The 21010-nt window shown below is 65.0% G+C and carries 22 protein-coding genes and 1 tRNA gene; 12 read left to right on the forward strand and 11 right to left on the reverse strand.

Translation table 11 applies throughout. The features are described from left to right. Window positions 1–32 precede the first annotated feature (32 nt). Together JQ604_RS17415 and JQ604_RS17420 are read right to left on the reverse strand one after the other, a co-directional pair. The gene (locus JQ604_RS17415; protein ID WP_212358766.1) at window positions 33–1727 is read right to left on the reverse strand and encodes a PAS-domain containing protein; all 1695 of its coding nucleotides are present in this window, start codon (window positions 1725–1727) and stop codon (window positions 33–35) included. Between the two features lie 239 nt (window positions 1728–1966). After that, window positions 1967–2278 (reverse strand): hypothetical protein, encoded by a 312-nt coding sequence (locus tag JQ604_RS17420; RefSeq protein ID WP_212359277.1) that lies wholly within the window; start codon window positions 2276–2278, stop codon window positions 1967–1969. 72 nt (window positions 2279–2350) lie between these two features. Between JQ604_RS17420 and JQ604_RS17425 the strand changes: the two genes are divergently transcribed. Continuing rightward, entirely contained in the window at window positions 2351–2599 is a 249-nt protein-coding gene (locus tag JQ604_RS17425; RefSeq protein WP_212359245.1) for a hypothetical protein, read from the forward strand. 6 nt (window positions 2600–2605) lie between these two features. On the opposite strand, the gene JQ604_RS17430 is transcribed toward JQ604_RS17425, so the two are convergent. Then, on the reverse strand, window positions 2606–3136 hold the full coding sequence (locus JQ604_RS17430; protein WP_212358768.1) for a gamma carbonic anhydrase family protein: 531 nt from the start codon (window positions 3134–3136) through the stop codon (window positions 2606–2608). A gap of 67 nt (window positions 3137–3203) precedes the next feature. Continuing rightward, complete coding sequence (locus JQ604_RS17435) at window positions 3204–3533, reverse strand: DUF6949 family protein (protein WP_212358771.1); 330 nt, start codon at window positions 3531–3533, stop codon at window positions 3204–3206. Window positions 3534–3750: 217 nt separating this feature from the next. On the opposite strand from JQ604_RS17435, the gene JQ604_RS17440 reads away from it, so the two are divergent. Further along, window positions 3751–4461, forward strand: a complete 711-nt coding sequence (locus JQ604_RS17440) for a hypothetical protein (RefSeq protein WP_212358774.1) — start codon at window positions 3751–3753, stop codon at window positions 4459–4461. A 119-nt stretch (window positions 4462–4580) separates the two neighbouring features. Here JQ604_RS17440 and JQ604_RS17445 read toward each other — a convergent pair whose 3' ends face one another. After that, entirely contained in the window at window positions 4581–4793 is a 213-nt protein-coding gene (locus JQ604_RS17445; RefSeq protein ID WP_212358776.1) for a DUF3126 family protein, read from the reverse strand. 172 nt (window positions 4794–4965) lie between these two features. Further along, window positions 4966–5793: a serine O-acetyltransferase gene (gene cysE, locus JQ604_RS17450; RefSeq protein WP_212358779.1), complete on the reverse strand. Its 828-nt coding sequence runs from the start codon at window positions 5791–5793 to the stop codon at window positions 4966–4968. 205 nt (window positions 5794–5998) lie between these two features. On the opposite strand from cysE, the gene JQ604_RS17455 reads away from it, so the two are divergent. Next, a complete protein-coding gene (locus tag JQ604_RS17455) occupies window positions 5999–7390 on the forward strand; it encodes a hypothetical protein (RefSeq protein WP_212359247.1) in 1392 nt (463 codons plus the stop codon). Here the strand turns inward: JQ604_RS17455 and JQ604_RS17460 are convergent. Both JQ604_RS17460 and JQ604_RS17465 read right to left on the reverse strand, forming a co-directional pair. Beyond that, window positions 7376–8131, reverse strand: a complete 756-nt coding sequence (locus tag JQ604_RS17460; protein ID WP_212358781.1) for an alpha/beta fold hydrolase — start codon at window positions 8129–8131, stop codon at window positions 7376–7378. The genes JQ604_RS17455 and JQ604_RS17460 overlap by 15 nt on opposite strands. A 56-nt stretch (window positions 8132–8187) precedes the next feature. Further along, window positions 8188–9297, reverse strand: coding sequence for a hypothetical protein (locus JQ604_RS17465; RefSeq protein ID WP_249158319.1), 1110 nt, complete (start codon window positions 9295–9297; stop codon window positions 8188–8190). A 274-nt stretch (window positions 9298–9571) separates the two neighbouring features. On the opposite strand from JQ604_RS17465, the gene JQ604_RS17470 reads away from it, so the two are divergent. After that, the gene (locus tag JQ604_RS17470) at window positions 9572–9817 is read left to right on the forward strand and encodes a zinc-finger domain-containing protein (protein WP_057852504.1); all 246 of its coding nucleotides are present in this window, start codon (window positions 9572–9574) and stop codon (window positions 9815–9817) included. Window positions 9818–9840: 23 nt separating this feature from the next. Then, a complete protein-coding gene (locus JQ604_RS17475) occupies window positions 9841–11043 on the forward strand; it encodes an FAD-dependent monooxygenase (protein ID WP_212358786.1) in 1203 nt (400 codons plus the stop codon). Between the two features lie 60 nt (window positions 11044–11103). Here the strand turns inward: JQ604_RS17475 and JQ604_RS17480 are convergent, their stop codons facing one another. Beyond that, on the reverse strand, window positions 11104–11535 hold the full coding sequence (locus JQ604_RS17480; protein ID WP_212358788.1) for a twin-arginine translocation pathway signal: 432 nt from the start codon (window positions 11533–11535) through the stop codon (window positions 11104–11106). Window positions 11536–11765: 230 nt separating this feature from the next. On the opposite strand from JQ604_RS17480, the gene JQ604_RS17485 reads away from it, so the two are divergent. Then, window positions 11766–11852, forward strand: a tRNA-Leu gene (locus tag JQ604_RS17485). 117 nt (window positions 11853–11969) lie between these two features. On the opposite strand, the gene JQ604_RS17490 is transcribed toward JQ604_RS17485, so the two are convergent. Next, entirely contained in the window at window positions 11970–12257 is a 288-nt protein-coding gene (locus tag JQ604_RS17490) for a PilZ domain-containing protein (RefSeq protein WP_212358790.1), read from the reverse strand. A gap of 146 nt (window positions 12258–12403) precedes the next feature. On the opposite strand from JQ604_RS17490, the gene JQ604_RS17495 reads away from it, so the two are divergent. Then, window positions 12404–12550, forward strand: a complete 147-nt coding sequence (locus tag JQ604_RS17495; protein WP_212358792.1) for a hypothetical protein — start codon at window positions 12404–12406, stop codon at window positions 12548–12550. A 78-nt stretch (window positions 12551–12628) separates the two neighbouring features. Here JQ604_RS17495 and JQ604_RS17500 read toward each other — a convergent pair whose 3' ends face one another. Further along, on the reverse strand, window positions 12629–14248 hold the full coding sequence (locus JQ604_RS17500) for an ABC transporter substrate-binding protein (protein WP_212358794.1): 1620 nt from the start codon (window positions 14246–14248) through the stop codon (window positions 12629–12631). Between the two features lie 254 nt (window positions 14249–14502). Between JQ604_RS17500 and JQ604_RS17505 the strand changes: the two genes are divergently transcribed. The 5 genes from JQ604_RS17505 (at window position 14503) to JQ604_RS17525 (ending at window position 21007) form a co-directional block, all read left to right on the forward strand. Further along, window positions 14503–15633, forward strand: a complete 1131-nt coding sequence (locus tag JQ604_RS17505; RefSeq protein ID WP_212358795.1) for a M20/M25/M40 family metallo-hydrolase — start codon at window positions 14503–14505, stop codon at window positions 15631–15633. A gap of 113 nt (window positions 15634–15746) precedes the next feature. Further along, window positions 15747–16688 carry an ABC transporter permease gene (locus JQ604_RS17510; protein WP_212358797.1) on the forward strand — a complete coding sequence of 314 codons (942 nt, stop codon included), beginning with the start codon at window positions 15747–15749 and terminating at the stop codon, window positions 16686–16688. A gap of 4 nt (window positions 16689–16692) precedes the next feature. After that, on the forward strand, window positions 16693–17583 hold the full coding sequence (locus JQ604_RS17515) for an ABC transporter permease (protein WP_212358799.1): 891 nt from the start codon (window positions 16693–16695) through the stop codon (window positions 17581–17583). Beyond that, window positions 17580–19235: an ABC transporter ATP-binding protein gene (locus tag JQ604_RS17520; RefSeq protein ID WP_212358801.1), complete on the forward strand. Its 1656-nt coding sequence runs from the start codon at window positions 17580–17582 to the stop codon at window positions 19233–19235. The genes JQ604_RS17515 and JQ604_RS17520 overlap by 4 nt, the downstream gene beginning before the upstream one ends. Before the next feature lie 254 nt (window positions 19236–19489). Further along, the gene (locus JQ604_RS17525) at window positions 19490–21007 is read left to right on the forward strand and encodes a M81 family metallopeptidase (RefSeq protein WP_212358803.1); all 1518 of its coding nucleotides are present in this window, start codon (window positions 19490–19492) and stop codon (window positions 21005–21007) included. The last annotated feature ends 3 nt before the right edge of the window (window positions 21008–21010 follow it).

The raw sequence follows: 21010 nt of genomic DNA on the forward strand, positions 1-21010 counted from the left end.
ACCGGCCAGGATGAACGAATGCCTTGGGATCCTCAGGCCGCGACGTCGGCCTGCCTGGTGCGGTCCTCGACCATGCTGACGAACAGCTGGGACTCGCCGTCCGGTCCGCCGATCTGCAGGCGCCGCACCGCGATGGTGCGCCGGCCGCGGACGGGATTGTCGATGGTGTCGACGATCTCCTCGAGCTGCTGCTTGCGCTCCATCAATTGGCGGTCGCGCCGCTCGATCAGGTCGGCCGCCTCTGCAGAGAACAATTCGCGCGCGGTCTTGCCCATGATCTCGCCGCGCGACATGCCGATCATCTGCTCGGCGGCGCGGTTGACGAAGACGTAACGCAGATTGCGCGCATCCTTGGCGATGATGCCTTCGGGAATGTTCTCGATGATGGTGGCCAGGAACTGCTCGGTGCGCTTCAGCGCCCGCTCGTTCAGCCGCTGCTCGGTGACATCCTCGTGCACCGCGACCCAGCCGCCGCCGTCCATCGCCTGCTCGGTGATGCCAATGATGCGGCCGTCGCTCAGCGTGATCTCGTCGGCACCGGGCGCGCGTTTGGCGATGCGCGCCTGGATCGCGGCGAGATAGGCGGCGACGTCGCCGATGAACAATCCGCTCTTGACACGGTGCTGCAGGATCGCCTCCAGCGACGCGCCGGCCACGATGGTCGCGGGCAGATCGTAGAGCTTGCGATAGCGGTCATTGATCGCGAGCACGTCCATCCTGGCGTCGAGCATGATGATGCCCTGCGGCATGGTGTTGATCGCCGCGGACAGCTGCCACTTGGTGGCCTGATATTTGTCGGAAAACTTGTCCCGCTCGTCCATCGCCGCGTCGCGCGCCCTGGCCGTGTAGATACCGAGCTGCTCGAGCTCGGCATTGCGGCTGACGGCCTTGCGGAAATCCTCGACCGCCAGCGCCAGCTTGCCGATTTCGTCCGGAGTGTCGAGATGCGGGATCGTGCCGGCGGTGTCGCCGGCGGCAATGCGCGCGGTCGCCGCCGTGATCTCGGACAGCGGGCCGACCACCGACGAGCGCATCAGGATGACGTTGAGCACGGCGAACAGCGCGGCGCCGATGCCGAGGATGCAGAGGTACCAGGACGCATAGCGGCCCTGGTCGCCGAGCTCCGCCGCATCGCTGGCGCGCTCGCGGTAGATCCGCTGCAGCGCCTCGAGATCGGTGTTGAGCTGGCTGCGCAGCGTGCGATTGGCATCGTTGTCACCCCATTCGCGCGCCGAGGCCGCGCTGACCTCGATGCCACGCCGGGCCAGCTCCTTGCGGAATTCGATGAACCGGTTGATCCGCTGCCTGAAGGCCTCGAACTGCGCGGCGTCGTCGGCGCGGATCGCCGTCCCCCACTGCTTCATCACCTCGGCCAGCTCGCGGTTGCGCTTGAGCAATTCTTCCGCGAATTGCTTCGCCTTGGCGCGCTCGGTCGACATATAGACACCGCGCGATTCCATCACGATGGCGTAGATCAGCGCATTGACGCGCCCGACATTGTCGCCGGCCTGCATTGAGGCCGTCTGCAGATGCTGGTAACCGGATTGCAGGCGGACCGTCTGGATCGACATCGCCAGCAGCACGACCGTGACGATGATCAGCCCGCCCATGATGGCGTAGCTCTTCTCGGCGACGCTCATCCCGGTGATGGCGCGCGCAATGATCTTCTTGATCGCTCCGGGGCCGGACGCATGGCCGGGACCGGCGCTCAGGGATGTACTTTCCATCGACGTAACCACAGGCTGACGAAACGACCGAGCCTAGACGCCGCAGCCCTAGCGCCGCCTTAAGTTGCGGATCGGTAGTACTACGGGACGGCCGCCGCGATGGTGCCAAGACCAGGCGACATCCGCCAGTTGTGGCCAGTGATTACGATTGCTGGTGGTAAACCGACTGAAACGGCGAAGGCTAAAGCGTGATGAGAATTGGAACCGTCATCGCGCGCTTGGCGCGAGGGACCCGCTTCCTAGCAGCCGCGACAGATGCCCTTCACCTTCCGGTCCATCAGCCTGTTCTCGTCCGCGATCGCCTTGTCGGTGCTTTCGGAACCCGACGCGCCGGTCGTCACACCCGCGCCCCTGTTGAGCCCGGAGGATTGCGCGGTGCCGGCGCTGTTGGTGCCGGGCGGCGACGTGTTGATGCCTGTCGATGGACCGCTCGAAGGACTGCTGGACGAGGGACTGCTGCCTGAGCTCCCCGTGCCCTGGGCGGATGCGGCGATCGGAAATGACAGAATCGCGATTGTCGCAAGCGCTGAGGTGACCGATAATTTGCGCATCGGAAGTCTCCTTTGCCGGTCAACGATTCGGCGAAGGCGCAGTTCCGAGCCTGCAACGGGAGCAATTCAGCCTTGCGCAAGCTGATTGAGTTCGACGACGACACCTTCGACAAGCTGAAGCAGCTCGGCCGCGACCGCATGGGCACGCTGCAGGAACTGGCCGACGAAGCGTTCGCCGATCTGTTGAAAAAACACGGCGTGCCCATCGACCTGAAGGACGCACTGCGCAAGAGCGCCCGGCTCAATGCGGCACCCGAGCAAACGCGCGCAAACATCAAACGCAGCACGAAGAAGAGCGGCACAACGAAGAAGACGAAGTGAGCGGCCTCAGCCGATCTTCTTCAGGCCGGTTTTGAATTGCGGGCCCTTGATCGCATAGGACTTGGCCGGCCGCGACATCGTTTCGATCTGCGCGGCATCGAGCGTGCGGATCACCCGCGCCGGCGCGCCGATGATCAGCGAGAATTCCGGAAACTCCTTGCCCTCGGTGATCACGGAGCCGGCGCCGACGACGCAGCCGCGCCGGATCCGCGCGCCGTTCATCACGATCGATCCCATGCCGATCAGCACGTTGTCTTCCAGCGTGCAGCCATGCACGATCGCGTTGTGGCCGATCGTGACGTCCTTGCCGATGGTCAGGGGAAAGCCGGGATCGACGTGAAGCGTCGAATTGTCCTGGACGTTGGAGCCCTCGCCGATCTCGATCCAGTCATTGTCGCCGCGCACCACCGCGCCGAACCACACGCTCGCCCGCGGATGCAGCCGCACCTTGCCGATCACGACCGCGGTGTCGGCGATGTAGAAATTTCCATCCGAGGGAAGATCGGGGGCCTGGCCGTCGAGCTCGTAGATCGCCATGAAAGTCTCCTTGATTAGGAAGACCTTGGCACGGCCGCTAACGAGGTTTCAAGCGAGCAAGCCTTGTTCAGGTAAGCAGGCCTGCGGCGCGCAGCGTCATCAGGAAGAAGGTACCGGACATCAGGCTCCAGAAGCCGGCGATGACGGTCGCCATCATCACGAATTCAAAGCGGCGACGCTCGATCTTGGCGCCACGCAGCGTGTTGCGCATGATGATGAAGGGCGCGGCGAACACCAGGAACGGCACGGCGGCAAAGGTCGTCGCCGCCACGCCCTCGCCGAGCAGGCCGAACCCGGCCGGACGCTGGGCCCAGGCCTGGTAACCGCTGGCCAGCGCGCCCGCGAGCGCAAAGCCAATGCAAAGCGAGAACAGGGAATTCAACGCATCCGGCGACATGGAACTTCCGCTACGCAATCAACTGAGGGTTCCACATCGCAAATTGGCCGGCCGGCCGCTACAACATCCTTAAGAAAAGGTTAACCCGCCTGCCCCGTTGCGCCGCACATGCATGGCTCACGCCTGGGTGATTCCCTTGGAATCATACGGAAATCGCCCGCTCCGTGGCATATTGCCCGGTGATTCGGCGCCCGCGCCTTCAACCGACGCATGGTTCATGACGCTTCTCTCGACGGCCCAGCATCTTGCCCGTGACACGCGCCGCAATCCGCGCGGCCACCTGCTCCCGATCACCGTCGCCATCATGCTGACCGCCGGCGCCGTGACGCTCGTGGGCTATCTGCTTTGGCCGACCTACGGCACGGTGTCGCCGGCCGATCCGTCACGGCTCCCCGTCAGCGTCGGCGCGACGCTGTTCAACGTGCAGCCCGCGGCGGTGCGCATGAAAATCCAGCGCCATTCCGGGCCGCAGGAGCGCGTCGACCTCAGCTTCGTCTATCCCTCGCTCGAAGCCCCCGCCGCGCCGAAGCACTACAGCGCCGACACCGTCGAGGACAAGGTGCAGCCGATCGACCGCATCTTCCTGTCGATCTCGGCGCATCATGATGCGCTGGCGCCCGAGGCCCGCGCGAGCACGATCTATCCGCGCTATCTCGAACCGACATCGACCGCCGACGATGGCTTGACCGCCCGCGCATTCCGCAACGGGACACCCTACGCCGGCGAAGATCTTTACACCGCGACCGAGCCCGCGCTGGTCGCGCGCTGCACGCGCGACACCAGCACGCCCGGCATGTGCCTCAGCGAACGCCGCATCGACGGCGCCGACCTCACCTTCCGCTTTCCCCGCAGCTGGCTCGCGCAATGGCGCGACGTGGCCACCGCAATGGATCGCCTCGCGCAGCAACTGCACGGCTCGAAGGGGTGATTTCTTGTAGAGATTTGTAGGGTGGGCAAAGGCGCGTAGCGCTGTGCCCACCATCACCAGCGTGCTCGCGAAGGTGGGCACGCTATCGCTTTGCCCACCCTACACATCTCGCGCTCAGCTTACTCGCTGAGATCTTCTTCCAGGATTGCCATCTGGAACTGGAACGAGCGATCATCGTCCTCGTCATCGACGAACAGCACGCCGATGAACTCCTCGCCGATATAGACTTCGGCGGAATCGTCCTTCTTCGGCCGCGGCACCACGCGGAGCTTGGGATTGCCAAATACGCGCTTGAGATAAGCGTCGAGTTTCCTGACTTCCTGAACGTCCACGGCGGTCTCCAATCGGATCGATGATGGTATCGGGTTGATGATTTTCCGGGGAGTTTTAGGACGAGACGACAGGGATCGCCAGAGGCTTTTGCGCCCCGGCGATCCCAAACTTGCGCAAATTTTGACGGCTCAAATCGCGAATAAAATCAAAGCTCGCGATTGAAACCTGCAATCAAATTCCAATTGCGTTGAGCATCTGGTCCATGGTGCGCGACGGCTCCGCGCAGCCGGCTTCGCCGACGATCTTGGCAGGCACGCCGGCGACCGTGACATTGTGCGGCACGGGCTTGACCACGACCGAGCCGGCCGCAATGCGCGCGCAATGGCCGATCTCAATGTTGCCGAGGATCTTGGCGCCGGCACCGATCAGCACGCCGTGGCGAATCTTCGGGTGACGGTCCTCGTTCTCCTTGCCGGTGCCGCCGAGTGTGACTCCGTGCAAAATCGAAACGTCATCCTCGATGACGGCGGTCTCGCCGCAGACAAAGCCGGTGGCGTGGTCGAGGAAGATGCCGCGGCCGATCCTGGCGGCCGGATTGATATCGGTCTGGAACACCGCCGACGAGCGGCTCTGCAGATAGAACGCGAAATCCTTGCGGCCCTTCAGGTAGAGCCAGTGCGCGAGACGATGCGTCTGCAGCGCGTGAAAGCCCTTGAAGTAGAGCAAGGGATCGATGAAGCGCGAGGTCGCGGGATCGCGGTCATAGACGGCGACGAGATCGGCGCGGAAGGCGTTGCCGAAATCGGGCTCGTCGCGCAGCGCCTCGCTGTAGGTCTGGCGGATCAGATCGCCCGACAGCGCAGCATGGTCGAGCCGCTCAGCGATGCGATGGACCACGGAATCTTCCAGCCGCTCGTGATGCAGCACGGTGGCATAGATGAAGGACGCAAGCTCGGGCTCGCGGCGCACGATGTCCTCCGCCTCGGTGCGCACGCGATCCCAGATTGGATCGAGCGTCGCAACCTTGCCGCCCTGCGGATTGACCTGATGAACTGCCATGATTGTCGCCTCGGCTGCTCTCAATGCATTTGTGGTGGTGCGTTATAGCACGGTGAAGTGGTCGCGTCCCGGGAAGGCTCGGTACAGTAAACCCCAGCCGAACGGCTCCCCATGGGCGTCATGAGCAAGTGGCCCAGATTTCGCCGAAATCAAGCCGCTGGCCGTGCAACTAATGACGAATTTCCTCTTGACCTCGCGTTTGGGCATGGTCCCGGAAACGGGGGGATATGCCATCAACACGCAGATTTTACGTGCGCGCACGACCGATACGCGCGCGGTCTGGGTCGCCGCCATCGCTCTTCCCTTGCTGCTGCTCGCGCCGGCCTTCTGGAACGGCTACCCGCTGCTGCAATGGGACACGGGCGGCTATCTGGCACGCTGGTATGAAGGCTATTTGGTGCCGAGCCGCTCCACGGTGTTCGGCATCTATCTGCATGTCGGCGAAGACTCGGGCTTCTGGTTCAACCTCGGCATTCAGGCGCTGGCCACGCTGTGGGTCCTGCAACTGACGTTGCGCGTGCTTGATCTCGCGCAACCGAGACGGCTGGTCGCGATCAGCCTGGCGCTGGTGCTCGCCACCGCCCTGCCCTGGCTTGCCAGCATGCTGCTGACCGACATCTTCGCCGGTCTCGCCGTGCTCGCGCTCGCGATCCTGGTGCTGCATGGCGAGCGCATCTCCAAAATCGAGACCTGCGCGCTGTTCGCCTTCATCGCATTCGCCGCTGCAACCCACAGCGCGACGCTGGGAGTGCTGTTCGGGCTCTGCTGCGTCGGGTGGATATTATGGCCGGTGTTGCGCAAACGCATTCCGGCCAAGGGCCTCGCGCAGGGCAGCCTGACCATTGCCACGGGCGCGGTCATGCTGCTGTCGGCGAATTTCGCGCTGTCGGGGCAGTTCGCCTGGACGCCGGGCGGCACCGGCGTCGCCTTCGGCCGCATGCTGCAGGATGGCATCGTCACGCAATATCTGCGCGACCACTGCGCGCAGGAGCAATTGAAGCTCTGTCCCTACCGCAACGAGCTGCCGGCCACTGCCGACGAATTTTTGTGGGGCAAGAGCATGTTCAACACGCTCGGCCGCTTCGCCGGCATGAACGACGAGATGGGTTACATCGTGCGCCGCTCGCTTGCGGCCTATCCAGGCTGGCAGGCGGAGGCAGCAGCGGTAGCGACCGCGCAACAACTCGTGCATGTCGCGACCGGCGAAGGCACCAATGGCTGGATTCCGCACACCTATGGGATCATCGAGCGCTATATCCCCGCCCAGTTGAAGCCGATGCGCGCGGCGCATCAGCAGAAGTGGCAGCTCGACTTCACCGCGATCAACCACATTCACGTGCCGGTCGCACTCGGCTCGATGCTGCTGGTAGCGATCCTGTTCGGCCGCGGCCTCTGGCAACGGCGGCTGGACGATCTCACGCTGCTCGCCGGCACCGTCACGCTGGCGTTGCTCGGCAACGCCGTCATTTGCGGCGTGATCTCCGGCCCACACAACCGCTATGGCGCGCGGATCGCGTGGGTGGCGACCTTCGTGGTGCTGATCGCGGTGGCAAAGCGCTTTGGCAAGAACGCGGTAGGTGACTCAGGCGCGGCGTGACAGGAAGTCGAGCACGCCGGTCTTGTAAACCTTGTCGCCGACCGCGCGCATGTGGTCGCGGTTGGGGATGTCGAGCACTTTTGCCCCCGCAACGAGATCGGCCAGCCCCTTTGCAGAGCCCGCGATCTCGTCCTTGGTGCCGGCCGCGACCAGCACCGCGACACCGATCCGCGAGGCCTCCTCGCGCGTCATCAGCCGCCGCGAGCCGCGCAGGCAGGCGGCGAGCGCGCGGCGGTCGGAGCGGGTCTGCTCGGCAAAGGCACGGAAGGTGCGCCCGACGGGATCGGTGACGTCGTCCAGCGAGGCGGCCTCCAGCGCTTCGGCGACGATCTCGCCCGGGCCGGTGCCCTCGATCATGCCGCCGATGCCGATGCCGCCGAGGATCGCCGAGCGCAGCCGCGCCGGATCCTTCAGCGCCATCACCGCCGTGATCCGCGATCCCAGCGAATAGCCCATCACGTCGGCGCGCGGGATCGACAGATGATCCATCAGCGCGAACACGTCGCCGGCCATGGTCTCAAGGCCGTACTGTGCGGAGTCGTACAGCTTGGAGGACTCGCCATGGCCGCGATTGTCGAGCGCAATCGCCCGACGGCCGGCCTTGGTCAATTCCGACATCCAGCCCGGATAATTCCAGTTCACGTTCTTGCTGGAGGCAAAGCCGTGCACCAGCACGATCGGCTCGCCCTCGCCTTCGTCGAGATAGGCAATTTCGACATCGCCGTGGTGAAAACTCGGCATGCATTCATTCCATGGATTGGGAGATTGGAATTGGCGATCGAGAAACGACCGCGAGTTTAGCCCTGCACTGCGGCGCCCGCCAGCGCAACATCACCGCTTGCCGCCGCGGCCAATTGCGCCTTCAGGCGACGCGCCTTGCGCCGGCGCAGCCACGACTCCGTCGCCCGCTCGGTCGCTGATTTGATCGAGGACAGGAAGCCGAACAGCATCACGAGCGCACTGAACAGCCACATCGAGAGATTGAACGCGCCGGTCGCGAGCAGAAGCGCGCCGCGGCCGAGGATCTTCAGGATCGCCCGGGTCTGGCTGCCCTTGGCTTCCGCAAGCCGTGCCGCGCGCGCCACGTCCTTCGGCCCCTCCGCGACCCTGAGCGTGTCGAGTGCACCGCGCGTGCCGGCCTTCTCGCCGACGCGGCCGACATCCTTGGCGAGCCGCACCAGGCCGCCGGCCTTCTCGACGCGGAACGCCGCCTTGATCGCATCGACCGTCTGGCCCGGCCGCAGCACCGAGCCGGAGGCGACGGCCTGTTGCAGCATCGGCGTATCGACCACTTCGCGCGCGGAACGGCCGGCCCATGCCGCAAGCCCCTCACCAACGCGGCCGACCTTGCGGGCGTCCTTGACCAGCGTCAGCCCGGCGCGCACCGGCCCCATGCCGCCAACCGAAACATAGGTGGCCGCAGTGACGGCGAGGCCTGCGGTGGCGAGCCCGAGCACGAGATGATCGGCCTCCTCGCCCATCGCCAGATGCTTGCTCTCGCGCACGACGTCCCTGACATCGCCGAACACGAAGAGATCGCCGGCAACGGTGCCCGTGAGGCTGCCGACATCGTCGGCCGTGCCGGTGACGAGCCCGGCGGCAAAGCGCTTGGCGAAATGCGAGGCGGAGTTCTCCTCGGCGACGGCATCGTCGACGCGGGTGATCAGGCCGTCATCGAGCGCAACGTTCCGCTCGCGCGCAAGCGCAACGAAGCTCGCGGCGAGGTCGGCATCGCCGGCGGCCAACGCCGCCTCGATATTGTCAGGGATCAATTTCGGGTTGTTCCGCAAGACTGCGCCGATCTTGACGTCGGCAAGCGTTGCGGGATCGTCCCGCGCTGTCAGCTCTGCGTAAGCTTCGCGGGCCTGCGGCCAAATGGCCACGCCCAGGGCAATGCTTGCTGCCATGCCTGCCGCCGCAAAACTGAGCCCCACCCGCGTCATCGCGCCGAAAACCTCGCAGTTTTAGTCAGCTTGAAAATAGTGTGCCGTTTTTGCGACACAACGTCCCCGACGAAAGAAGGGCTTCTCTGGGACGACAAGATTGTGTCGAATTTGCATGAGCAAATGAGCGGACGGGGCTACTTGGAATCAACGGTTCCCGCCAGTATGGTGCCGGCATTTCGTGATGCCGCATCTCGTTTGATTGCGTTTATCCGCCGTTGCCATCCAAGGTGAGAATATGTCCGACCACGTCGTCCCGCACTTCCACAACGATGCCGGAGTCTCGGTGATCGAGATCGGCTCGCAGGAGTTCATGTGCGTGGGCGCCAACCCGCCGTTCGACCATCCGCACGTGTTCCTCGACCTCGGCAACGATAACGAGATCATCTGCCCCTATTGCTCGACGCTCTACCGCTTCGCAGCCGACCTCGGCGCCGGCGAGGCCCGTCCGCCCGAATGCGTCCTGAAGGACAAGGTCGCCTGACCGCGCGCCCTGTGCGCTGACCCGTGGCGCTGACCCGAACCGTCGTCGTCGCAGGGGCCGGAATCGGGGGACTGACGGCGTCGCTTGCGCTCGCCGCGGTGGGCTTTCGCGTCGTCGTGCTGGAGAAGGCCGAGCGGCTCGAGGAAGCCGGCGCCGGCATCCAGCTCTCCCCCAACGCCAGCCGGATCCTGGTCGAACTCGGACTGAAGGATCGGCTTGCCCCGCGCGCGGTGACGCCCGAGGCGGTCAGCATCGTCAGCACACGGGCCGGCGGCGAGATCGCCCGCCTCCCGCTCGGCGAGGCCGCCGCCTTCCGCGCCGGCGCCCCCTATTGGGTGATCCACCGCGCCGATCTGCAGGCCGCGCTGCAGGCCGAGGTCAACGATCATCCCGATATCGAGCTCCGTCTCGGCTGGCAGTTCGAGGACGTCGCGAAGCATGCCAAGGGACTGACGGTGGTCGGCCGCCGCGGCACCACGCGGCAACAGGATCTGGCGGTGGCGCTGATCGGCGCCGACGGCATCTGGTCGTCGGTGCGCAGCCTGCTGTTTCCGGACGTCGCGCCGCAATTCTCAGGCCTGATCGCCTGGCGCGGCACCATGGAGGCGAAGGCGCTGCCGCGGGAATACACCTCGCCGCGCGTGCAGCTCTGGATGGGACCGAACGCGCATCTGGTCGCCTATCCGATCTCGGCAGGACGCCAGATCAACGTGGTCGCGATCGTGCCCGGCACCTGGAACAGGCCGGGCTGGAGCGCGCCCGGCGACACCAACGAGATCAAGGACGCGTTTGCCGCCGCGCGCTGGCCCGCGACCGCGCGACTGCTGATCGGTGCAGTCGACGGCTGGCGCAAATGGGCGCTGTTCACCCTGCCTGACATCGGCGACTGGCACGCCGATTCGGTGGCGCTGCTCGGCGACGCCGCGCATGCGATGCTGCCGTTCGCCGCCCAGGGCGCAGGCATGGCGATCGAGGATGCCGCTGTGCTCGCCAAGGCCCTGAGCGACAGCACGGGCGAGAACATCGCCGGCATCCCTGCTGCGCTGAAGCGCTACGCGCGGATGCGCCGCGCCCGCGTGCTGCGAGTTCAGCGTACCGCGCGCCAGCAGGGGCGCATCTATCACCTGACGGGACCGGCCGCGATCGCGCGCGATCTTGCGATCCGCGCGATGGGACCGCAGCGCATGCTGGCGCGGCAGGACTGGATTTACGACTGGCGGGTTTAGACTTCTTTTTTGAGCATCATCTTGTCGGAAAACCGCTCCACACTTTTTCCGGATGATGCTCTAACCCGACTTGCGCTTGCCCTTGGCGTTCGCAGCCGGCGCGGGCGCAATTTGCGGCGGCGTCGCGGCCGCCGGTGCAGGCGGCTCGTCGTGACACTTGCTGCGCTGCCAGTTTTCCTCGACGAGCTTCTGCTGGCCGCGCGCCGAGATGTAATCATTGCGATAGACCACCTCGGCCACGACAGGCCCGCCGACGCCGGTCTCGGCCTTTGCCATCAGCCCCTGCAAATCCTTGATGCGTGCAGCAAGGCTCTTGCGTTCCGCATCGAGTTGCTTGCAGTCGTACAGATCGTATTTCGCGGGATCGGCGAAGGCCGGCGAGATGGTGTCGCCCATCTGCGCGCAGCCGGACACGCCAACGCCCAGCGCCAGCAGCGCCCCGACGGCAGCGGCGCGCGGCAAGATTCGACGACATGAGCGGGTTGGCGACATCCGACCTTCGTAAGCAGACAGTGTTGAGATTGCCTAAAGCAGCCGCCGGTGTCCGGATTGAGGCTTGATTCCGGCCGCGCGCGGGCCCTTAGCGCGCCGAGTGAGGTCAGCGCAAATGATTTCGCAACGTACCGCGCTAAGCCATTGAAAGCGCGCATATTCGCCCAAGAGAATGCCATTTCACTTCCACCCCAAACGCGCTAGATATCGGCGCACCCTCGAGGGGCGATGCGGACGTGGCGGAATTGGTAGACGCAAGGGACTTAAAATCCCTCGATGGCAACGTCGTGTGGGTTCGAGTCCCACCGCCCGCACCACGCTTCGCCCTGACGGGCTACGCGTGGCGCAGCCACGCCGCAGGCCGGCTGGGTGAGGCGTGTCCGGCATAGCTTGAGCACCGCGAAAGCGACGACGGACGACGTCGGCAAGCCACCTCACTCGAAAGCCAGCCCCAGCCGCTTCTCCCTCCGCCACACGATCCGGCACGGGTGCCGTTCGCCGTCGACGGCGAGGACGAAGCGGTCGGGGAACCACAGCGGCGTGTTGACCTCGATGGCGGCGCCTGAGGCCGAGAGGCTGCGGACGGTGCAGGGAATCGCACCGCCGGCGAACTCGATGGTGCCGGCCTTGAGCACCTTGCGTCGCGGCGCCACGCGGCGGTTGTCGTCAGGCGGAGCGCATTGCAGGACGGCCGGTGTGGGTTCGAGATCGTGCGCGGTCATGGACTTCGTCGAAATCGTGTCGAGAGTCGATCTGCAAGGCTATCGCTCCAACCTGACGCGAAGCTGACGCGCCGCGCGGAACCGCAGCTCACCCCGGAACCACATGGCATCACGATTGTTGTCATGCAGCAATTGGAGCACGACGCATGACGAACGAGCAGCTTGACGACAAGGACGTGGAGAACGATCGCGATCAGCGCGACAGCGAGCGGTCGATCAAACAAGATTCGCCGTCGGTCAGCTCGCGTCTGATCCATCACGGGCTCGAGCAGGTGCGCGACACCTACACCTGATACGCTTGCGCACAACGCGCAAAAGAAAATGGCCGGGCGAGCCCGGCCATTTGCATGTCGTGACGAGAGGGTCTGCCCCTACTCCGTCTTGTCGATGTTCCAGAAGATCGGCGTCGCCGGACCGTCGAGCACGCCGGTCAGCGACTTCCGCCACGCGCTCGGGGCCTGGTACTGGCCGAGCGGGATGTAGATCACCTGGTCGTAGGCTTCCTTCTGGATCTCGGTTGCGATCTTCTTCTGATCGTCGAGTGACGCCGCGCGGACGAAGGCGTCTTTGAGCTGCTCGATCTTGGCGTCTTCCGCCCAGCCGAACCAGCCGCCTTTCGTGCCCTGGCCGCCGATCGACAGATTGGAGATCGGGTTGGAGACGTCGGCCGAGACCCAGTTGGTGAAGAACATGTTCCAGCCGCCTTCCTTCGGCGGCTTCTGGCTGGCGCGGCGGCTCACCACGGTCTGCCAGTCGGTCGCCTGCAGATCGACCTTGAAGCCTGCATCGCGCAGCTGCTGGGCGACCACGATCGGCTGCGCCTTCAGCGTCACCACATCGCCCGGTGCCATGATCACGACCGGCGTGCCGTCGTAACCGGACTCGGCGAGCGCCTTCTTGGCATCGGCAATGCTGCCGCCCTTCACCAGGCTCTCGCCGCCCGCGTCGGTCGCGAACGGCGTGTCGCAGATGAAGAACGCCGCGCAGGTCTTGTAGTATTTGGGATTGCCGACCAGCGCGTCGAGCACGTCCTTCTGGTTGACCGCGAGCAGAGCGGCGCGGCGGACCTTCGGATTGTCGAACGGCGGATGCAGGAAGTTCATCCGGCCGAGCGTCTGGAAACCGAACTTGTTCAGCGTCTCGACCTTGAGATCCTTGTTGCCCTCGAGGATCGGCAGCATCTCGAAGGACGGGTTCTCCATGAAGTCGATATCGCCCGACTGCAGCGCGTTGATCGCAGTCTGCGCGTCCGGCATCGTGATCCACTCGACGCGGTCGACCTTGACGACCTTGCCGCCCGCGGTCCAGCTCGCCGCTTCCTTGCGCGGCACGTAGTCCTTGTTCTTCTCATAGACCGACTTCACGCCGGGCTGGAATTCGGCCTGCACGAACTTGAACGGGCCGGAGCCGATCTGCTCGGGGATGGCCTTGTCCGGCGGCGTCTCGGCGAGACGCTTCGGCATCATGAAGGCGACGCGCGACGACGGCTTGCCGATCGAGTCGAGCACGAGGCCGTAAGGCTCCTTCAGCTTCAGCGTGATGGTCTTGGCGTCCGTCGCCTCGATGCTGGCGGTGAAGTCCATCAGCTTCTGGCCCATGCCGTCGACCTTGCCCCAGCGCTTCAGCGAGGCGACGCAGTCTTCCGCCGTCACCGGCGTGCCGTCATGCCACTTCAATCCGTCACGCAGGGTGAAGGTGTAGGTCAGCTTGTCGTCGGAGATTTTCCAGTCCGCCATCTGCGGCTGGATCTTGAAGTTGGAGTCGGTCGCGACCAGCGTGTCGTAGACCATGTAGCCATGGTCGCGCGTGATGTAGGCGGTGGTGAGGATCGGATCGATGATGCGCAGATCCGAATGCATCACGGCGGTGATGGTCTTGCCCGCGGCCAGCGCCTGCGGCGCAAACGATAGTGACGGCGGTGCGAAGGATAACGCGAGCGCGGACAACGCCGCAGCCAACGTGTGTCGTTTCCAACGCGAGATGTCGAACATTCAATCTCTCCTGACGTGAAACTGGTCAAAGCCGGCTTATTCGTTATGCATGTGGTTCGTTATTTGGGCGAACTAACATGCTGTATGGCTTCGGAAATCGAGACTTGCACCAAGCGCTTGGCCCGTCAATCGGGATTTGGTCGAGATCGCATGTACACAAACGAATGTCCCTTCCGCCCTTTACAAAACCGGGGGAAGCGACTTTCGTACGGGGCGCGATGCCGCGCGGCGGATAAATAGAAGAGAGAAAATCCATGAACCCAGCCAATCTTCCCTTTGATTCCGAAGCAATGCTGCAAGGCCTGCGCAGCTGGGTGGAATGCGAGAGCCCGACCTGGGATGCGAAGGCGGTGGAGCGCATGCTCGATCTCGCCGCGCGCGAGATGGCGATCATGGGTGCGACGATCGAACGCATCGCCGGCCGCCAGGGCTTTGCCGGTTGCGTGCGCGCCCGCTTTCCGCATCCAAAGCAAGGCCAGCCCGGCATCCTGATCGCCGGCCATCTCGACACCGTGCATCCCGTCGGCACCATCGAAAAGCTGCAGTGGCGGCGCGACGGCAACAAATGCTACGGCCCGGGCATCTTCGACATGAAGGGCGGCAACTATCTCTCGCTGGAGGCGATCCGCCAACTGGCGCGCGCATCCTTCACCACGCCGCTGCCGATCACCGTGCTGTTCACGCCCGACGAGGAAGTCGGCACGCCCTCGACGCGCGACATCATCGAGGCGGAGGCCGCGCGAAACAAATATGTGCTGGTGCCGGAGCCCGGCCGGCCGAACAACGGCGTCGTCACCGGCCGCTACGCGATCGCGCGCTTCAATCTGGAATCGATCGGCAAGCCGAGCCATGCCGGCGCCACGCTCTCCTCCGGCCGTTCCGCAATCCGCGAAATGGCGCGGCAGATTCTCGCGATCGACGGCATGACCACGGAGGACTGCACCTTCTCGGTCGGCATCGTGCATGGCGGGCAATGGGTCAATTGCGTCGCCACCACCTGCACCGGCGAGGCGCTCAGCATGGCCAAGCGCCAGGCCGATCTCGATCGCGGCGTCGAGCGCATGCTGGCGCTGTCAGGCACCAGCAATGACGTGACGTTCAAGGTGACGCGCGGCGTCACCCGTCCGGTCTGGGAACCCGATGCCGGAACCATGGCGCTCTATGAAAAAGCCAAGGGGCTTGCACGGGAGATGGGTCTCGATTTGCCCCATGGCAGCGCCGGCGGCGGTTCCGACGGCAATTTCACCGGCGCGATGGGCATTCCCACCCTCGACGGCCTCGGCGTGCGCGGCGCCGATGCGCATACGCTGAACGAACACATCGAGGTCGACAGCCTCGCCGACCGCGGCCGCCTGATGGCCGCGCTGCTGGCGACATTGGAGTGATCGCGCCGCCTAGCTGCATCGCAAAAAACGCGGCGCCAATGGCATAGGACTTGCTCAATTGCAGGCGTCCCGGCACCATCGGGACGCATCGACCCTCATCGAACGGATCGCCTTTGCTCGGATATCTGCTACGCCGCATCCTCGCCGCCATACCCGTGATGGGCGTGGTGGCCCTGTTCGTGTTCCTGCTGCTGCGCCTGACGCCGGGCGATCCCGCCGCGATCCTCGCCGGTGACAACGCGACGCCCGAACAGCTCGAGCGCATCAGGACGTCGCTCGGCCTCAATGAGCCGCTCGTGGTGCAGTTCTACACCTGGATCATGAAGCTGCTGCACGGCGATCTCGGCGTGTCCCTGATCTCGAACAAGCCGGTGATCGACCTGATCAGCAACCGCGTCGAGCCGTCGATCTCGGTCGCGCTGTCCACCATCATCCTCTCGATCCTGGTCGCAGTCCCGCTCGGCGTCATCGCGGCGTGGAAGCACGGCACCTGGATCGATCGCTTCGTGATGGGATTGTCCGTGCTCGGCTTCTCCGTGCCGGTATTCGTGATCGGCTATGTCCTGATCCAGCTGTTTGCGATCGATTTGCGCTGGGTGCCGGTGCAGGGCTTCAAGAGTATCTCGGCCGGCTTCGGTCCCTTCTTCGAGCGCATCATCCTGCCGACCTGCACCCTCTCCTTCATCTATGTCGCGCTGATCGCGCGCATGACGCGGGCCTCGATGCTCGACGTGCTCGGCGAGGATTATGTCCGCACCGCGCGCGCCAAGGGCATCGCGGAAGCCGGCGTGCTGCTGCGCCACGCGCTGCGCAATGCCGCCGTGCCCGTCATCACCGTGATCGGCTCGGGCTTTGCGCTGTTGATCTCGGGCGTCGTCGTCACCGAGAGCGTGTTCAATCTGCCGGGCATTGGCCGCCTCACCGTGGATGCGGTGCTGGCGCGCGACTATCCGGTGATCCAGGCGATGATCCTGTTGACGTCAGGCATCTATGTCGGCGTCAATCTGCTGATCGACCTCGCCTACACCCTGCTTGATCCTCGTATCCGGTACTAAAGCGATGGCGATCGAAACCCTCCCTGAGTCATCGCTGCCCGTCACCCGCCCGTTCCGGGTGAAGTTCGGATTTCTCACGGCAACGCCGATCATCGCGATCGCGACGATTTGCCTGGTGCTGATCATCCTGATGGCGATCTTCGCACCGCTGATTGCGCCTCACGATCCGCTGCTGCTGGCACCCGCCAAACGGCTCAAGCCGGGTGATGCGACCTTCCTGCTCGGCACCGACGCGTTCGGCCGCGACGTGCTGTCGCGCATCATCTATGGCGCGCGGATCTCGCTGTTGATCGGGCTCGGCGCCGCCGTGTTCTCGATCGCGCTCGGCCTTGTGATCGGTCTCGTCTCCGGCTTCTTCCGATGGGTCGACGCGGTGATGATGCGGGTGATGGACGGGTTGATGGCGATCCCCGCGATCCTGCTCGCGATCGCCGTGGTCTCGCTGTCGGGCGCCAGCATCTGGACCGTGATGGTCGCGATCACCATCCCCGAAATCCCGCGCGTGGCGCGGCTGGTGCGCTCGGTGGTGCTGACCGCGCGCGAGGAGCCCTATGTGGAGGCCGCGATCTCGGTCGGCTCCAGCCTGCCCAAGATCATGTGGCGGCATCTGATGCCGAACACGATCGCGCCGCTGATCGTACAAGGCACCTATGTCTGCGCCTCCGCGATCCTGACCGAGGCGATCCTCTCCTTCCTCGGCGCCGGCATCTCGCCGGAGACGCCGACCTGGGGCAACATCATGGCCGAAGGCCGGCAATATTTTCAGATCAAGCCGTCGCTGATCTTCTGGCCGGGTCTTTTGCTGTCGATTGCCATCCTCAGCGTCAATCTGATCGGCGACGCCGCCCGCGACGCGCTCGATCCCCGCATGAAACAGCGCGAGGCCGGCAAGTGACGACAGCGAATCCGAACAACGTCGTCCTCGACATCAACAATCTCGTCGTCAGCCTCGGCAAGAAGCCGGGCGGCGGCCGCATCATCGACGATCTCTCGCTGCAAGTGCACGAGGGCGAGACGCTGTGCCTGGTCGGCGAAAGCGGCTCGGGCAAATCGGTGACCTCGCTGACGGTGATGGGCCTGTTGCAGAAGGGCGCGCTGACGCCCTCGGCCGGCAGCGTCAAGCTGGTCGGCGAGGAGTTGCTCGGCGCCACCGACCGCCGGCTGCGCCAGTTGCGCGCGACGCGGATGGCGATGATCTTCCAGGAGCCGATGACGGCGCTCAATCCGGTTGTGCCGGTCGGCCGCCAGATCGACGAGGTGCTGCGGGTCCATACCGATCTCGATGCGCGCACCCGCCGCCAGAAAATCCTCGCGATGATGGAGCATGTCCGGCTGCCGGATGTGGAGCGCATCTTCTCCTCCTACCCGCATCGCCTCTCCGGCGGCCAGCGCCAGCGCATCATGATCGCAATGGCATTGGTGCTGGAGCCCAAACTGCTGATCGCGGACGAGCCGACCACGGCGCTCGACGTGACCACGCAAAAGCAAATTCTGACCCTGATCCGCGACCTCCAGCGCGACCACGGCACCGCCGTGCTGTTCATCACTCACGACATGGGCGTGGTCGCCGAGATCGCCGACCGCGTCGCCGTCATGCGCCACGGCCGTCTCGTCGAGACCGGTCCGCTCGATGACGTCCTGCGCACGCCGAAGATGGATTACACGCGCAATCTGCTCTCCTCGGTGCCGAGCCTGGTGCCGCGCGCGCCGCGTGAGGAGACCCAGGAGCCGGTGGTGCTGGAGACCAACGAGCTCAGCAAGGTCTATCGCGAGCGCTCCCTCTTCGGCAAAGCCCGCGAGGTCGCCGCCGCCAAGAGCGTCACGCTGACGCTACGCAAGGGCCGCACGCTCGGCATCGTCGGCGAAAGCGGCTCCGGCAAGTCGACGGTGGCGCGCTGCATCGTCCGCCTGATCGATCCGACCTCCGGCGGCGTCCGGCTGGCGGGCCGCGAAATCTCCGAACTGTCGCGGCGGCTGCTGCAGCCTCACCGCAAGAAGATCCAGATCATCTTCCAGGATCCCTACCGCTCGCTCAATCCACGCGTCACCGTCGGCGAGAGCATCGCGGAAGGCCCGATCAACTACGGCACGCCGCGCAACGAGGCGATGGCGCGAGCGCGTGAGTTGCTGGAGCTGGTCCACCTGCCGCCCGATGCGATCTCGCGCTATCCGCACCAGTTCTCCGGCGGCCAGCGCCAGCGCATCGCGATCGCCCGGGCGCTGGCGCTCGATCCCGACGTGCTGGTGGCCGATGAAGCGGTCTCGGCGCTCGACGTCTCCGTGCAGGCCCAGGTGCTGGATCTGCTCGACGAGATCCAGAAGCGGCTCGGCATCGCGCTGCTGTTCATCACCCACGACCTGCGCGTCGCCGCGCAAATCTGCGACGACGTCGTGGTGATGCAGCATGGCAAGGTCGTGGAACAGGGTCCGGCCGCCGAGGTGCTGTCCCATCCGCAGCAGGCCTATACGCGGGCGCTCCTGGATGCGGCACCCGGTCGCGGCTGGGACTTTGCGAACTTTCGTCCGGTGTCGGAGGCCGCAGAGTAGCGGTCTCTCCCCCGTTATTGCGAGCCAACGGGTCGCGCGAATGCGCGCCCGATGACAGGCTCCGCGAAGCAATCCATCCCTTCGCGCCCGCGGACAGATGGATTGCTTCGTCGCTATCGTTCCTCGCAATGACGGGCTCTCTGCAATGACAGCCAGCCCTGAGGGGCATGCAATTCCGGAAGTGCTCGGCAGCTTGCGCTCCGCCTGACGACGCGCTTAACGTCGCGGCCAAGAAACATGTTGAGACCAACTTGATGACCCGCATCGCCGTTGGCGGCTTCCTGCACGAAACAAATACCTTCGCGCCGACGAAGGCCACCTACGAAGACTTCGTGCATGGCGGCGGCTGGCCTTCGATGGCGCGCGGCGCCGACGTGCTGAAGGTGATGCGCAAGATCAATGTCGGCCTCGCCGGCTTTGTCGAGGAGGCGGAAGCCAATGGCTGGGAGCTGGTGCCGACGATCTCGGCGGCGGCAAGCCCGTCGGCCCATGTCAAAAAGGACGCCTTCGAGCGCATCGTCACCGAGATGGTCGACGGCATCGCCGCGGCCCTGCCCGTCGATGCCGTCTATCTCGATTTGCACGGCGCGATGGTGACCGAGCATTTCGACGACGGCGAAGGCGAGATCCTCGCCCGCGTCCGCAACGTGATCGGTCCCGATCTGCCGCTGGTCGCAAGTCTCGATTTACACGCCAACGTCTCGCCCGAGATGGTCGCGCATGCCGACGCGCTGATCGCCTACCGCACCTATCCCCATGTCGACATGGCCGACACCGGCCGCGCCTGCGCCAAACACCTCGGACTGCTGCTGAAGACCAAGCAGCGCTTTGCCAAGGCGTTTCGGCAACTGCCGTTCCTGATCCCGATCAGCTGGCAATGCACCAACGATCAGCCGACCAAGGGCATCTACGAGAAGCTGGCGGCGCTGGAGAGCGATGCCGTGCCGACGCTGTCCTTCGCACCGGGCTTTCCGGCCGCCGACTTCAGGGATTGCGGACCGAGCGTGTTCGCTTATGGCCGCACGCAAGCGGACGCCGATGCCGCCGCCGATCAGGTCGTCGCCATCGTCGCAAGCCATGAGGACGATTTCGACGGCAAGATCTATTTGCCCGACGAGGGCGTGCAGCACGCGATGGCGCTGGCGAAATCGGCGAGCAAGCCGATCATCATCGCCGATACCCAGGACAATCCCGGCGCCGGCGGCGATTCCGACACCACCGGCATGCTGCGCGCGCTGGTGCGCAACAAGGCCAGCGCCGCCACCGGCGTGATCTATGATCCGCACTCGGCCAGGACCGCGCATGCCGCGGGCGTTGGCGCAACGGTGACACTCGAGCTCGGCGGCAAATCAGGCATTCCCGGTGACGCCCCCTACAAGGAAACCTTCGTCGTCGAGAAACTGTCGGACGGCAAGTTCGTCGCCCCCGGCCCCTATTACGGCGGCCGCGACATGGACATGGGCCCGTCGGCGTGCCTGCGCATCGGCGACGTCCGCATCGTCGTCGGCTCCTACAAGGCGCAGCTCGCGGACCAGGCGATGTACCGCTATGTCGGCATCGAGCCGACCACGGAAAAAATCCTGGTCAACAAGAGCTCCGTGCACTTCCGCGCCGACTTCGAGCCGATTGCGGCAAAGCTTTTGATCTGTGCCGCGCCCGGCGCGATGCCGGCCGACACCGCCGCCCTGCCCTGGACCAAGCTGCGTCCGGGCATTCGCCTCAAGCCGAACGGCACGCCGTTCACACCCGCCCACTCACGCACAACCGGATAGGGA

The sequence above is a fragment of the Bradyrhizobium jicamae genome, assembly GCF_018130695.1.
In the GTDB taxonomy this organism is placed as follows: Bacteria; Pseudomonadota; Alphaproteobacteria; order Rhizobiales; family Xanthobacteraceae; genus Bradyrhizobium; species Bradyrhizobium jicamae_B.